This window comes from Bradyrhizobium sp. MOS001 (assembly GCF_004634465.1).
GTDB lineage: Bacteria > Pseudomonadota > Alphaproteobacteria > Rhizobiales > Xanthobacteraceae > Bradyrhizobium > Bradyrhizobium barranii.
The window spans coordinates 276745-291370 of record NZ_SPVJ01000001.1 but is presented as its reverse complement, the minus strand read 5'-3'; the positions used below and the strand labels follow the sequence as shown (position 1 = coordinate 291370).

The 14626-nt window shown below is 64.4% G+C and carries 12 protein-coding genes; 4 read left to right on the top strand and 8 right to left on the bottom strand.

What is annotated here, in order from left to right; all coding sequences use genetic code 11:
• Positions 1–798 carry an MBL fold metallo-hydrolase gene (locus CT676_RS01405; protein ID WP_085401498.1) on the top strand — a complete coding sequence of 266 codons (798 nt, stop codon included), beginning with the start codon at positions 1–3 and terminating at the stop codon, positions 796–798.
• 15 nt (positions 799–813) lie between these two features.
• Here the strand turns inward: CT676_RS01405 and CT676_RS01400 are convergent, their stop codons facing one another.
• The 6 genes from CT676_RS01400 to CT676_RS01375 form a co-directional block, all read right to left on the bottom strand.
• Complete coding sequence (locus CT676_RS01400) at positions 814–2463, bottom strand: acyl-CoA synthetase (protein WP_085401497.1); 1650 nt, start codon at positions 2461–2463, stop codon at positions 814–816.
• A 23-nt stretch (positions 2464–2486) separates the two neighbouring features.
• Positions 2487–4376, bottom strand: coding sequence for a TRAP transporter large permease subunit (locus CT676_RS01395; protein WP_085401496.1), 1890 nt, complete (start codon positions 4374–4376; stop codon positions 2487–2489).
• Positions 4377–4408: 32 nt separating this feature from the next.
• Entirely contained in the window at positions 4409–5428 is a 1020-nt protein-coding gene (locus tag CT676_RS01390) for a TRAP transporter substrate-binding protein (RefSeq protein WP_085401495.1), read from the bottom strand.
• A gap of 504 nt (positions 5429–5932) precedes the next feature.
• Positions 5933–6472: a DUF4863 family protein gene (locus tag CT676_RS01385; protein ID WP_135213641.1), complete on the bottom strand. Its 540-nt coding sequence runs from the start codon at positions 6470–6472 to the stop codon at positions 5933–5935.
• Entirely contained in the window at positions 6451–7200 is a 750-nt protein-coding gene (locus CT676_RS01380) for a nitroreductase (protein WP_244623031.1), read from the bottom strand. The genes CT676_RS01385 and CT676_RS01380 overlap by 22 nt, the downstream gene beginning before the upstream one ends.
• Positions 7197–8405 (bottom strand): ABC transporter substrate-binding protein, encoded by a 1209-nt coding sequence (locus CT676_RS01375; protein ID WP_135213639.1) that lies wholly within the window; start codon positions 8403–8405, stop codon positions 7197–7199. Before CT676_RS01375 ends, CT676_RS01380 begins: the two co-directional genes overlap by 4 nt.
• Before the next feature lie 228 nt (positions 8406–8633).
• On the opposite strand from CT676_RS01375, the gene CT676_RS01370 reads away from it, so the two are divergent.
• Positions 8634–9611, top strand: coding sequence for a LysR family transcriptional regulator (locus CT676_RS01370; protein WP_135213638.1), 978 nt, complete (start codon positions 8634–8636; stop codon positions 9609–9611).
• 145 nt (positions 9612–9756) lie between these two features.
• Entirely contained in the window at positions 9757–10953 is a 1197-nt protein-coding gene (locus tag CT676_RS01365) for a Xaa-Pro peptidase family protein (RefSeq protein WP_135213637.1), read from the top strand.
• Positions 10954–11102: 149 nt separating this feature from the next.
• On the opposite strand, the gene CT676_RS01360 is transcribed toward CT676_RS01365, so the two are convergent.
• Positions 11103–11918 carry a hypothetical protein gene (locus CT676_RS01360; RefSeq protein WP_135213636.1) on the bottom strand — a complete coding sequence of 272 codons (816 nt, stop codon included), beginning with the start codon at positions 11916–11918 and terminating at the stop codon, positions 11103–11105.
• A 290-nt stretch (positions 11919–12208) separates the two neighbouring features.
• Between CT676_RS01360 and CT676_RS01355 the strand changes: the two genes are divergently transcribed.
• Positions 12209–12847 carry a ClpX C4-type zinc finger protein gene (locus CT676_RS01355; protein ID WP_244623030.1) on the top strand — a complete coding sequence of 213 codons (639 nt, stop codon included), beginning with the start codon at positions 12209–12211 and terminating at the stop codon, positions 12845–12847.
• A gap of 30 nt (positions 12848–12877) precedes the next feature.
• Here CT676_RS01355 and fsrB read toward each other — a convergent pair whose 3' ends face one another.
• Positions 12878–14170, bottom strand: coding sequence for a siderophore utilization protein FsrB (gene fsrB / locus CT676_RS01350; RefSeq protein WP_135213635.1), 1293 nt, complete (start codon positions 14168–14170; stop codon positions 12878–12880).
• Positions 14171–14626 lie beyond the last annotated feature (456 nt).

Below are 14626 nucleotides of genomic sequence, written 5' to 3'. Positions count from 1 at the left end.
ATGACGCTGACGCTGACGATCCTGGGCTGCGGCTCCTCCGCCGGCGTGCCGCGCCCGGCACTCGGCTGGGGCGCCTGCGATCCCAACAATCCAAAGAACCGCCGCCGCCGCTGCTCGCTGCTTGTCGAGCAGACATCACACCACGGGACCACGCGCATCGTGGTCGACACCTCGCCCGACCTGCGCGAGCAGCTCATCGATACCAATGTCGACCACATCGACGCGGTGTTCCTGACCCATGAGCATGCCGACCAGACCCACGGCATGGACGATCTGCGCTCCGTCGTGCTCCACATGCGCAAGCGCATTCCGGTTTATTTCAACCAGTCGACCGCGAAAGACATCATGGCGCGGTTCTCCTACTGCTTCATCTCGCCCGAGGGCAGCGACTATCCGCCGATCCTGCACCGGCATTCGATCGAGGCCGGCGAAAGCCGGACCATCACCGGCAAGGGCGGCGACGTGACCATGACCGCCTTCCTGGTCCAACACGGCCAGATCCCCGCGCTCGGCTATCGCATCGGCAATGCCGCCTACACGCCCGACCTCAACGACATCCCGCGCGAGAGCTGGGGCGCGCTGGAGAATCTCGATCTCTGGATCGTCGACGGCTTGCGCTACACCCAGCATTCCAGCCATTTCAGTATCAACGATGCGCTGTCCTGGATCGAGCGCTTCAAGCCGAAGCGCGCCGTCATCACCAACATGACGGCCGACGTCGATTACGAGGTGATCCGGCAATCGCTGCCGGCGGGCGTGGTGCCGGCCTATGACGGCATGCGGCTCGACACGCACTGATCGCGCCGGCTCGGTTCAGGCCGAGATCGCCTTCGACGAGCCGACCTCGTTACGCAGCAGGAATTTCTGGATCTTGCCCGTGGACGTCTTCGGGATCGGTCCGAACACGACGGCCTTCGGCGTCTTGAAGCCGCTCATATGCGTGCGGCAGAAGGCGATGATCTCGGCTTCGGTCGCGCTGGCGCCGTCCTTCAGTTCGACGAAGGCGCAGGGCACCTCGCCCCATTTCGGATCGGGCTTTGCGACGACGGCTGCGAACAGCACGGCCGGATGCTTGTAGAGGATGTCCTCGACCTCGACGGAGGAAATGTTCTCGCCGCCGGAAATGATGATGTCCTTGGAGCGATCCTTGATGATGACGTAACCGTGCTCGTCGAGCACGCCGAGGTCGCCGGTGTGAAACCAGCCGCCCTCGAAGGCTTCCTTCGTCGCCTTCTCGTTCTTGAGGTAGCCCTTCATCACGATGTTGCCGCGGAACATGACCTCGCCGATGGTCTCGCCATCGCGGGGCACCTCCTGCATCGTCTGCGGATTGATGACGGTGACGCCTTCCTCGAGCGGGTAGGGCACGCCCTGCCGCCGCTTCATGCTGGCGCGCTCGGCGGCCGGCAGATCGTCCCAGCCGGGTTGCTCGGCGCAGACGGAGGCGGGGCCGTAGACCTCGGTCAGGCCGTAGACGTGCGTGAGCCTGATGCCGATGTTTTCTGCGCCTTCGAGCACCGCGACCGGCGGTGCGGCGCCGGCGATCAGGCCCACGACGCGGCGCGCGGCACTGCCCTTCGGCGCGTCGGGTGCGTTGATCAGCGTGTTATAGACGATCGGCGCGCCGCACATGTGGGTGACGCCGTGCTGCTTGATCAGCTCGAAGATTTTTGTCGGCTCGACCTTGCGCAGGCAGACGTTGATGCCGGCGGCCGCCGCGATGGTCCAGGGGAAGCACCAGCCGTTGCAGTGGAACATCGGCAGCGTCCAGAGATAGATCGGATGCTGGCCAAGCTGGCCGGCGAGGATGTTGCTGACGGCGTTGAGATAGGCGCCGCGATGATGGGTGACGACGCCCTTGGGATTGCCCGTGGTGCCCGAGGTATAGCTCAGCGCGATGGCGTCCCATTCGTCCTTGGGCGGGATCGCCGCGAAGCCCGGGTCGCCTTGCGCAACCGCCGCCTCATACTCGATCTCGCCGATGCGCTTGCCGCCCTTGAAAGCGGCGTCGTCGACGTCGACGACGAACGGCTTCGGGCCCTTCATCTGCGCGAGCGCGTCGGTGATGACAGTCGAAAACTCCGGATCGACCAGGATGATCTTGGCGCCGCCGTGATCGAGCTGAAACGCGATCGAAGGCGCATCGAGACGAATGTTGAGCGCATTGAGAACGGCGCCGGTCATGGGGACGGCGAAGTGCACCTCGTTCATCGCCGGAATGTTCGGCAGCATCGCCGCGACGGTATCGCCGACGCCGATGCCCTTGCCGCCGAGCCAGGACGCAAAGCGCTTGCAGCGCTCATGCGTCTCGCGCCACGTGAAGCTGCGGCCCTCATAGACCGTGCTGACGTGGTTGGGATAGACGGCGGCGCTGCGCGCGAGGAAGCTCAGCGGGCTCAGGGGGACGTAGTTGGCGGGGGTCTTGTCGAGGCCGATATTGTACTGGTTCTGCCGCTCGCTCATCGAACCCTCCTTGACGCCGCGCTCTACAGGAATCCGATCGAGATCCAGGGGAAGATCGCGACGATGATCAATCCCACCAGCAACGCCAGCAGATAGCCCCAGATCGGCCTGATGCCTTCGGCCGGATCGACGCGTCCGATGGCGCAGGCGGCATAATAGCCGACGCCGAAGGGCGGGGCGAATAGCCCGATACCCATGGCGAGAATGATCACCATGGCGTAGTGCACCTCGTGCACGCCGACGGCGCGGGCGATCGGAAACAATAGCGGCCCGAACAGCACGATTGCCGGAATGCCCTCGAGCACGCTGCCGAGAACGGTAAAGGCCAGGATCGACACGGCGATGAAGGTGGCAGGTCCCCCGGGCAATCCGGTCATGGCTGCAGCCAGCGAGCGCGAGAAGCCGGATTGGGTGAGCCCCCAGGCCATGCCGGTCGCCGTGCCGATGATCAGGAGGATCGCGCCCGACAGCGCCGCGGTCTCGACCAGCATGGGAAACAGCCGCCGCCAGTCGAAGCGGCGGTAGACGAGGAGGCCGACCAGGGCGCCGTAGACGATGCCGATGGTGGAGACTTCGGTCGCGGTCGCAATGCCCTCGACCACGGCGTAGCGGATCACGAAGGGCAGCGCGAGCGCGGGCAGGGCGATGATGAAGGTCTTGCCGATCTCGCCACCCGTGGCGCGGCGGACATGGCTCATGTCCTCGTGGCGGTAGCGCCACCACACCAGCATGCAGAGCGTGATGGCGAGCACGACGCCAGGCAGCAGGCCGCCGGTGAAGAGGGCGGCGATCGAGACGCCCGTGACCGAGCCGATCGTGATCAGCACAAGGCTCGGCGGAATGGTCTCGGTTTGGGCACCGGTAGCCGCAAGAAGCGCCACGAGGTCGCCGGGCTTGGCGCCGCGCTGCTTCATTTCCGGGAACAGCACGGGCGCCACCGCCGCCATGTCGGCCGCCTTGGCGCCGGAGATGCCGGAGACGAGGTACATCGCGCCGACCAGCACGTAATGCAGGCCGCCGCGGACATGGCCGAGCAGGCTCGCCAGGAACGCGACCATGGCCCGCGCCATGCCGGTCATCTCGATCAGAAGCCCCAGGAACACGAACAGCGGCACCGAGAGCAGGATGAGGTGGCTCATGCCCTCGTCCATCCGCCCGACCAGCACCATCACCGGCGTCCGCGTGGTCAGCGCCAGATAGCCGTAGATCGCGAGGCCAAACCCGAACGCAATGGGAACGCCGGCAAAGACGCAGAAGCCGGCGACGCCGACGAAGAAGATGACGAGGTTGAGATTGCCGAGCGGCCGCAGAAAAGGCTGCGCCAGCCAGAACAGGCCGACGATGACGGCAACCGATATCGCCGCCGTCAGCACCATGCGGTAATCGGCGGCGCGCAGCAGCCGCAGCAGCGCGAACACTGCCATCAGGCAGACGCCGGCCGGCAGCGCCGCGGCGCGCCACATGTTCGAGATCTGGAGCGCCGGCGTGGTGATGAAGCTTTCCTCGTAGGCGTATTCGGCGGATGGCCAGACGATCAGCGCCAGGAACGCCAGCGCCGCGCAGGTCGCGACCACGTCCAGATAGGCGCGCACGGCCGGCCGCGCACTCGCGACGAGCGCCGTCATGCGCATGTGCTCGGAGCGGCGGAATGCGACCGCCGCGCCCAGCATGGCCAGCCACAAGAACAGGATCGAGGCGAGCTCATCCGACCAGATCAGCGGCCGGTGCACGCCGTAGCGTGCGACCACGCCGGCAAACAGGATCACGATCTCGGCGACGACCAGGATTGCCGCGGGGATCTCGACGGCGAGACCGAGCACATGCTCCAGCGAGGCCAGCACGAGGGATCGGCGAGGGGGCTGAACAGCCACCTCGCCCACCACTCCGGTCGCCTCAACCTCGACATGAGCCATCTCGATAAGAACCTCGGCGGCCCCAAAGCGCGTTACGACAGCTTGCCGACGGCCTTTTCCAGGAGATCCCAGGCCTGGTCGCCATACTTGCCCTTCCACTCGGCATAGAAGCCGGCGGAGCGCAGCTTGTCACGGAACGGCGCCACCGCAGGCTGGTTGAAGGTCAGGCCCTTGCCCGCGAGCTCCTGCTGGAGGTTCGCATTGAGTTTCGCGGTATCCTCACGCTCCTTGACGGCGGCGGCGTTGATGTTCTTGGCGACGATGGTGCGGACGTCCTCCGGCAGCGCGCTCCAGGCGCGGCGGTTGGCCAGGAACCAGAAGCCGTCCCACATGTGGTTGGTCAGCGAGCAGTACTTCTGCACCTCGTACAGCTTGGCGGTCGAGATGATCGCCAGCGGGTTCTCCTGGCCCTCGACGATCTTGGTCTGGAGCGCGGAATAGACCTCGGCGAAATTGATCGAGGCGGGCGCGGCGTCGAACGCCTTGAACATCGAGGTCCACAGCGGCGACACCGGCACGCGGATCTTGAAGCCCTTGAGGTCGTCGGGACCGTTGATCGGCTTGCTCGACGACGTGGTCTGGCGGAAGCCGTTGTCCCAGATCTTGTCCATGACCTCGAGGCCGGCCTTCTTGATCTCGCCGCGGACATGGGCGCCGAGGTCGCCGTCCATGGCCTTCCAGACCGTGCCGTAGTCCGGGAACGCGAAGCCGATGCCGTTGATGGACGCGGCCGGCACCAGGGTCGACAGGATCAGGCCTGACAGCGTGAAGAATTCGACGCCGCCGGACCGGATCTGGCTCAGCATGTCGGTGTCGGAGCCGAGCTGGTTGTTCGGGAAGATCTGGAGGTCGAACTTGCCGTTGGTCTCGGCCTTGATCGCCGCCGCCATCTCCTTGGCGCGCACGTTCAGCGGATGGGTGTCAGGCAGGTTGTTAGCGTATTTGTAGGTGAACTCGGCGCTCTGGGCGCGGGCCACATGGGGCGCACCGAGGCCGCCCAGGACCGCGGTCGCGGCGGAGGCCTTGAGAAGCGTGCGTCGGGAAAAGCTCATGGGTCTGCTTCCTCGGAAGTTTGTTGTTGTTCTGAGATGCAAACCTATACGGATGGAAGGCCTGAAGGTCATCTGCGATCTCGCGAGGTCTCGCTTATTGCAGCCGGACACCGTCGCGGCAATATCGGCTTTCGGCAGATGGGCCGGATTCAAAATCTGAAAAACAACCCCATGCACAGTAGCCGTCAAGAGCCGAGAGGCCGGTCGCGGCGTAGACCGAAAACGGACGGCAAGCGAAGGCGCGGTGTCAGGAATTCGATCTAAATATCTGATCTAATTGTTTATAAAGATATTCCATAATATACCTTATGCGAATTACGGATATGGCGGTCCGGGCTGGGTGCCACCTGGCGCATGGTCGCCGAAATCCCTCCCCACCGTTCATGGTGAGCCGCCTTGCAGGCCGTGGCGTCGCGGCGCATCGCCGCGCGCGGACTCAGCTGTGCATTCTTCTGAACGGGTGACGCTCGCGCACGGCGTCACCCGAGATGGTCCGGCCGGCAGTCAGGACGGCGCGGCGAAGTCGTAGGAGATGCGTCCGGCGGGCAGATAGAACAGAGCGATGACGGCGCCGCCGCGCACCTCAGGATAGTGCCGGCTGCCGGGATCGGGCGCGGTCCAGCCGGGCCCTTGCCAGCCCTGCAGCCCCTTGAGCTCGGCGCCCTTGTCCATCGGCACGACCAGGTTCAGTTCCCCGTATGGGTGACCGTGATATTGCCCGCGGAGCACGTCGTGGTCGTCCTCGTCCTTGAAGCGGCGCGGATCGGTGCTGTTCATGTAGACGGCCGTGATGCTGAACTGGAATGTCTCGGGCGTCGGCTCCAGGATGCGGCTGCGCCGGTAGTTCGGACCGTCGACCTCCTGGTTGGCCGCCCAGCCTTCCTCGACGCCGCGCTTAATCAGCCGCGCCAGGTCCTGGTAGAGCTGGCTGCCCTCGCCGTAGGTTTGGTTGAGCCACCGCTCCATCTCCGCGCCGGGCGTCATGTCCTTGACCTCGCGGAGAAACGGAATGCTGCGCGCAATCAGGTCGTCTCGGCTTGCCATGGCGTTGTCCTTTCCATTTGGGTTGCACTTTGTTCTTCAAAGCCCGCGAACGAGGCGAAGTCCGCGATGTCCGCGCGCGGCATCAGCCTGCCCGCGATTTGGTCCCTGGCACGGCCGATCGAAATGCCGCACACGACCATTTGCTCCGCCGGGATCGACAGCAGCGGACGCAGGATCCGGTGGTATTTCGAGAACGTCTCCTGCGGACATGACTGGAGCCCATGGCCTGCCGCAGCCAGCAGCACGTTCTGGATGAACATGCCGAGGTCGAGCCAGCTGCCGACCTCCAGGCGCCGGTCGATCGTGACGATCAGCCCGACGGGCGCGCCGAAAAACGCATAGTTCTTGGCGGTCTGGCCGCTCCTGGCTTTGATATCGGCCTGGGCAATGCCGAGCGAACCGTAGAACAACCGGCCGAACTCCTGTCGTCGTTGCAGGTAGGGTTCGGGCAGGTCACTGGCGTAGTATCTGTATTCCGACATATGCGCGTCGCGGGCGGTTTCGTGCGCCTCGCGCAGCGCCACCGAGACCCTGTCTTTGGCATCGCCGGCCAGCACGTAGACGTGCCAAGGCTGGATATTGGCGCCGCTTGGCGCAAACCGCGCCACGCGCAGAATTTGCTCGATGGTCCCTCGCCCGACCGGCGCGCTTGAGAAGTCGCGGCATGCAAATCGGCCTGCGATGATCTCGTCGATGCCGCTCTGCACGGCTGCGCCCTCGCCGATCATGGCTGCTTCAGGAGCGGACATCCGCCTTGCTCCATCGGCCGGAAGGCTTCCTCGCCCGGAATCGTCGCCAGCAGCTCGTAATAGTCGAACGTGTATTTGGACTGCTCGGGCGACTTGACGCGAAACAGATACATGTCGCGGACCAGCCGGCCGTCCTCGCGGATCCGGCCATTTTTCGTCATGAAATCGTTCACGGGCATGGCGCGCATCCTGGCGGCTATGGTCGGCCCATCCAGCGTGCCGGCCGCCTGGACCGCCCTAAGGTAGTGCATCACCGCGCCATAGGTGCCGGCGTGGATCATGGTCGGGACCTTCTGGGTTTTGGCGATGAAGCGCTTCGACCACGCCCGCGTGTCTTCGTTCAGGTCCCAGTAGAACGCCGAGCTCAGCATCAGGCCCTGGGCGCTCTGGAGCCCGAGACTGTGAATGTCGGCAATGAAGACGAGCAGCCCGACCAGCTTCTGCCGCTGCGTGATGCCGAATTCGCCGGCCTGTTTGACGACGTTGATGAAGTCGCCGCCGGTGTCGGCGAGCGCGATCACGTCCGCCTTCGAGGACTGTGCCTGGAGCAGAAAGGACGAAAAATCCGGCGTATTGAGCGGATGTTTCACCGCGCCGATCACCTTGCCGCCCATGGCATCGATGACCTTGCGGCTGTCGGCCTCGAGTTGCGCGCCGAGGGAATAGTCGACCGAAATGAAGTACCAGGAGTTTGCGCCGAGACGCGACATCGCCCGCGTTGTTCCCTGCGACAGTGCATAGGTGTCGTAGGTCCAGTGAATTCCGGTCGGCGAGCATTCGTCGCCAGTCAGGCGCGACGTGGCGGCGCCGGTGGCGAGGAACAGTTTCTTCTTGTCCCGTGTGATGCCCTGCACCGCCAGCGCGACCGCGGAATTCGGTACGTCGAGGACGACCTCGACGTTTTCGTTTTCAATCCAGCGCCGGGCGATGGTCGCTCCCACATCGGCCTTGTTCTGGTGGTCTCCCGTGACGATCTGGATGCTGCGCCCCAGCACCTGACCACCGAAATCGTCGACCGCCATTTGCGCCGCGACCACCGAGCCCTGGCCGCCATTGTCGGCGTAGAGCGAGGACATGTCGGTGAGGACGCCGAGCTTGACCGGACCATCCTGCGCAATGGCCGGCGCCGTCGATAGCGCCAGTGCGACTCCGAGAATTCCGATCGACATCCCGCAGGATTTCATTGCCCATCTCCTCCAAATCCGGCGCCGCGATCATGACGGGATCGCGCAATTGCGGAAGTGAAACTCTTGCAGAGTGATCCTGAACCGCCTTCAGATTGGTGACGCGAACGCCCGGGCGTCGCAGTCCGGGCGCCCTGCTCGGTTGCGTCGGCTGCGTGGTTGGCCTTAACTGGAATCGATCGCAAGTACGCAACGGGCGCGCGATCCGCCTGCGACGGTGTCCTGCACGTGGCTGTTTCCTTCAAGACCCTGGACCTGAACCTGCTCAAGGTCTTCGACGCTGTGATGGAGGAGCGCAGCGTGCTGCGGGCAAGCCAGAGGGTCGCGCTCAGTCAATCCGCCGTGAGCCATTCGCTCGCCCGGCTCCGCGAGATGCTGGAAGACGATTTGTTCGTGCGCACGGCGACCGGCATGCAGCCGACCGCGCGCGCATTGACGATGGCGCCACAGGTTCGCGAAGCGCTGCGATCTCTCGAGGCGGCGGTCGAGCAGCCGCGCTTCGTTCCGGCGGCCTCCACCAGGCAATTCACCCTCGCCGCCAACGACTTCACCACGATGGTGCTGGCCTCACCGCTCCTGAAGATCCTTGGGCTTGAGGCGCCGGCGATCGACCTGATCATCAAGCCGGTGACACGGATCGACCTTGCCGAGCAGATCGACCTTGGTCGCATCGACGTTGCGATCGGCGTCTTCTCGGATCCGCCGAGCCGCTTCCGGACCTCGCTGTTGTTCGAATATGACGACGTGCTGATCGTCGGCGGAAAGCGCAAGCTCGGCCGGATCGACAACGCGGCCCTGGCGCGCATGCCGCTGGTCGTCGTCTCCTTCGGCGGCGAGCAGGAGGGCGCGATCGGGGGCTTCATCTCCGAGCGCGGCCTCGCCAGGCGATCGGAAATGTATGACCGTGCGGCACTCGAACGGGCATTGTCCGAAAGCGACCGGCCGCCGCGCATAGCGGTTTCACTGCCGCATTTCCTGGCGCTGCCCGCCCTGCTCGCGGACTCCGAATTGGCGGCCATCGTTCCGCGCCCATTGGCGCGGGCGTTCGAACAGGCGCACGCCATCACGACGTACGAGCTGCCTTACGCCACAACCCCGGTCGAGGTCCGGCTGCTGTGGCACGAACGTATCGAGGGCGAGCCATCGCATGACTGGCTTCACGATATCCTCAGGCGTGCGACCGCGGACCTCAGGCGTGGACGCTAGCTGGAGACGGTCTCAGTCGTGGTTCCATTTTCCATCGGGGCGTTCGGTTGGGGCGCGCGAGTGGAGGTTGTGCTAGACTGGGCGTCGCAGTCCTGTAGAGGTCAACGATACAAGGCGGTCTCAACCGCCGCTCAAGGAGCCCGTCATGCAGGAGAACGTCACCCGCGCGAACAGCTCGCGCGCCATTCCGTTCGACGCCGCCAAGCTCGACCGTCTCATGGAGGCCGCCGGCCTCGACGTGCTGGTCGCGACCTCCAAGCACAATGTGCAGTACCTGCTGGGGGCCGAGCGCGCGATCTTCTTCGACTACATGGACGCGATGGGCGTCAGCCGCTATCTGCCGGTCCTGATCTATCCCAGGGGTGCGCCGGACAAGGCGGTCTATATCGGTCACCGTCTGGAAACCCATCAGCGTGCCGTGGCGCCGCCGTGGGTGCCGCAGGTCCGCACCGAATCCAATGGCTCGGTCGACGCGGTCACACGGGCCATTGGCCTGATCCGCGACGCCGGCGTGCCCTTGAAGCGGGTCGGCGTCGAGATGGCGTTCCTGCCGATGGATGCTGGAAGGGCGCTCGCTGACGCCCTGCCCGGTGCCGAGCTCAAGGACGCGCTGCTGGTGCTGGAGCGGCTGCGGGCGGTCAAGTCGGCGGACGAGCTGGCCAAGCTCAAGACGGCGTCCGAGCTCGTCATTGCATCAATGCTGGAGGTGATCGCCGCGCACGGGCCGGGCACCACCAAGCAGCAATTGTCGGACAGCTTGCGTGTCGCCGAGGCCAATCGCGGCCTGACTTTCGAATACTGCCTGCTGGCCTGCGGCAGCAGCCACAACCGGGCGCCGTCTGCGCAGCGCTGGGAGCAAGGCGACGTGCTGTCGCTCGACTCCGGCGGCAATTATCACGGCTATATCGGCGACCTCGCCCGAATGGCCGTGCTGGGCGAACCCGACAGCGAACTGAAGGATTGCCTGGCCGAGATCGAGGCGGTTCAGCGCGCCGCCTTTGCCGCGGTCCGACCGGGCGCCCTGGGCGGCGACATCTACGTCGCGGCTGAGCGGCAGCTTGCCCGGATCACCCAGCGCGACTGCACAGATTTCCTGGCCCACGGCATGGGTCTCGTCAGCCACGAGGCCCCTCGCCTGACCGCCAAGGGTCCGGTCCCCTACGACGACACCGACGCCCGGCTGCCGCTCGAAACAGGCATGGTGGTCTCGATCGAGACGACGATGAAGCATCCGAAGCGCGGCTTCATCAAGCTCGAGGATACGGTTGTGGTGACGGCGACGGGGTATGAGATTTTTGGCGAAGGTGGCCGGGGCTGGAATTTGGGTGGGAGTGCGCTTTAGCCTAAGGACGTTGCAAGACCCTCATGGTGAGGAGCGCGGCACGCGCGTCTCGAACCATGAAGGCCAGCCTCTCGCGTGTGGCCATCCTTCGAGACGCCCGCTTTGCGGGCTCCTCAGGATGAGGTGCGGAGTGTGGTGAAGCTGCGCAATTACCGCGTCAACAGCATCTCCAGCTGGCTCTGTGCCTTCTTCACCGCGCCCGCGAACCAGCTCTGGCTCGGCGCTTCCTTGGCGAAACACTTTGTGTAGGCGTCCATGGCCTGGTCTTCCTTGGCCATGGCGTCCTCTGGAGTCTTCCTGGCCATCATTTGCTTCCAGACTTTTTCGCAGGCCGGGATCTCGGCCGTCTTCACGGCATCGGTGACGGCGAGGAAGAAGACCTTCTCGCCCTGGATCGCGACGACATCGATTTCGTGCGGCGCGCCCTTCAGGTCGCCGTTGCCGCGCACGCCGAGCACGGCGACCGCGGCACTGGCGGATGCGGGCTTCGCGATCGGCAGCTCGGCATATTTGGCGAAGGCCGAGTCTTGGATGGCTTGATAGTAGAAGCGATCCGACTTGAAGGCTGCGGCGATCTCCTGCGGCAGGCCATCCTCGCGGTGCTCGCGCAGCCAGTGCTTGAGCAGACCTGTGGTGGTCACCACGGCCTGCATCTTGTCGCCTTCGGAGGCAAAGCCCAGACCGTCGAGATGGCCGAAGCCCGAGTCGCCCTTGAACAGCGTGTCGGCGTTCGACTTGCCCTCCGCCGGCAGCCCCTTGATCGTGACCGGTCCGACCAGGCCGCGCAGCACACCGGTCAGCTCGTTGAGCGCCGCATCGTGCTGCTTGAAAGTCTCGTCGCTCTCCTTGGCTTTGGAGAATTTTGCGATGTAGCGATCGCGCAGGTCGAGATAGTGCTGCTCGGGCGTGGCCGCGTAGGTGGGCGTCGCGAAAACGAGCAGGCAGAGCAACGCGAGCGATCTCATTGCAATTTCCGGAAGACTGGGAGCGATCTCCAGTCTTTGTGCCGGTGCCGGACGGGAAGGTTCATCGGCTCCTGAACTGCGAACGTGCGTGGCGGCCGGAGGTGTCGATGTACCCGTTTCAGGTTGACAAGAGCGGCCGTCCAGCGCCAAAATTCGATCGGGTCGATACACCCGCTGCCTGCGCCCTTTGGGGATGGTGAACGTATCAAAGTCGCCCTCACCCTCGCTATTGGCGAGCGGGTCGGCAAGGCAGGCACTGATCTTCTCCGTTCGCCGATACGGGTGCTCTCATGCGCGATTTCCGCGATGCGAAGGCCATGGCTCGTTCCTTGCGCGATGCCTTGAATGCCAAAGCCGTGCAAACCACTCACAGCGAAGCTTTGGAACTGATCGCGAAAGCGTTCGGGTACGAGAACTGGAATATTCTGTCGGCCAAGATTGATGCGGCGCAGCCGAGTGCTGGCGTGCAGAATCCTGCCCAGCAGGATCGTCCCATCTACTGTTCGTTCTGCGGCATGAACCAGCACGAAGTGAGCAAGCTGGTGGCCGGGCCGGCTGTCTTTATCTGCGACGAATGTATCGACCTATGCACCGATATCGTTGATGAGCAGCTGCTTCGCCTCATCGAAGGAGATGCAGACAGTGCTCGCGCCATGCCCACCGATAGACTGCTTCCCTATGTGGAGCACGCGAACAAAGGGGTGGAGCGCAATCGGCTGTTGTCGCAGAGCATCGAAAGGGTTTTTGCGCTTCGACAGAACGCCTCGGCGGCGAATGATGACGTGTTCAAGACATCCAAAGTCGCTCGATTGAGAGGCAAGACGTCCGACGAACTGCTGGCGATGAAGAAATTCTCGCTAAGTCAGTTGAAGCGTTACGAGCAGGCGCTGCAGACCGCGATGCCCATCGTCAACGAGCGGACCCGGTAAATGCGCAGACGATCGAGCGGCACGCCGGCCCTACTCCGCCGGCGTGAGCTGCTGCCGGCTCAGGCGCATCGCCGCCGTCTCGCGCGCCCGGACGCGGGCGCGGCGCTTGCGCCACCAGATCACGACGCCGGTGACCGACAGTGCCGCCACCACGAGGCCCATGATCGAGATCAGGATGCGGCCGAACAGCCCGACGATGCGGCCCGAATGCAGCGGGAATTGCGCCTGCACGAAGATGTCGGCGGCGGTGCCGACCCAGGGCAGCCGTTCGCCGATCGGGCGGCCGTCCTCGCTGTCGTAATAGAGCTGCGCCGGCCCGACGCCGCCGGCGCCGTGATCGTCGCCGGGATGGAAGAACGCCGCGGCATAGACGCCATGGGCCGGGCCGTAATTGATCGAGCCGACCGGGACGGTCCACCCTCGCCCCTTGCCGTCGGCCGCCGCGCGCGCAGCGATGTCGTCAAACGTCACCTTGGGCTCGATGGGATCGTCGAGATCGCGATAGGGCCGCTGCTCATAGGGCGTCGGCGTGTAGTTCGACACCATCTTCATCATCGGCGAGAACACCTCGAAATAGAGGTTCAGCGAGAACGCCGTGAAGGCGATGATGAACAGCACGCCCCAGGTCCACAGGCTGAAGGCGCGATGGTTATCGAAATTGATCCGGTAGGCGCTGCCCGATGCCTTGATGGTCCAGGCCGGCGCCCAGCGCGCCCAGAAGCCCCGTTCGAGCTGGCGCGTGACCTGGGGTGCCCGCGCGGCCTTGGCGCGCCGTCGCGAGGGCAGCGTCAGATAGAAGCCGACGAAGCAATCGATGGTCCAGATGATGGCGATCACGCCGAGCACGCGCATGCCCCAGCGATCGCTGCCCCAGAATTCCGGGATGTGCATGGTGTAGTGGAGCTTGTAGAGGAACGAGACGAAGTTTTCGCGCGTCACCGGCCACACCGCGCCCCAATAGCGCCGGCCGAGCTCGACACCGGTGTTGGGATCGAGGAAAATCTGGTTGTAGTCGATCGCGAAGCGTTTTCCCGTCGCCGGATCGATCCGCGGCATCACGAAGAACCACAGCGAGTGCCCCTCCTCCGGCGTCATGAAGAGGTAGACGACGCGTGCGCGGGGATCGCGCTGCTCGATCATCTTCGCGAGCTCGATCGAGGGAAGCGCCGGGCCTTTGCTGGTGACATCGAACAGGTGGTGGTTCAGCACCTCGTCGATCTCATGATCCCATGAGATGATCGCGCCGGTGATGCCGGAGAAGAACAGGAATCCGGCCGTGAGCAGTCCCGCCCAGCGATGCAGCCTGCCGAATATCGCTCTCATCGTCTCGACTCTCATCAAGCGGGTCCGGCGCGCTGCGCCGGCGCTTCCACCGAGACCGTGGGAATTTGAGTTTGCGCCTGCACGGGCGCGAAGGGAACGCAGAGAGCGAATATGCTGACGGCGCCGAAGAAAAGCACCTGAAGCTGTCGAACAAGCGCATTGGAGCACGAACGAAGTTGGAAGTCTGACACGTCTATCGAGGTCCCACGCACTGCCGGCTTTGCCGGAATGATTTTTGGACTCTCGCCCTAACGCGGGGACATCTTCAGTGCGAGGGACGAGGAGTTAGAATCTATCGAGACCGGGGAATAAATCGTGCGACCAATGCGCCCATCTGCGCGTCGAGGCGCATCGCCGGCTTCTATGAGCACTTCGATATGGAATGCTTCTAGAGTGAGAACATTCGCCGCTTGTCCGCAAACGCGTGACAACGGCGGACTCGCTGCCGCGAACGAA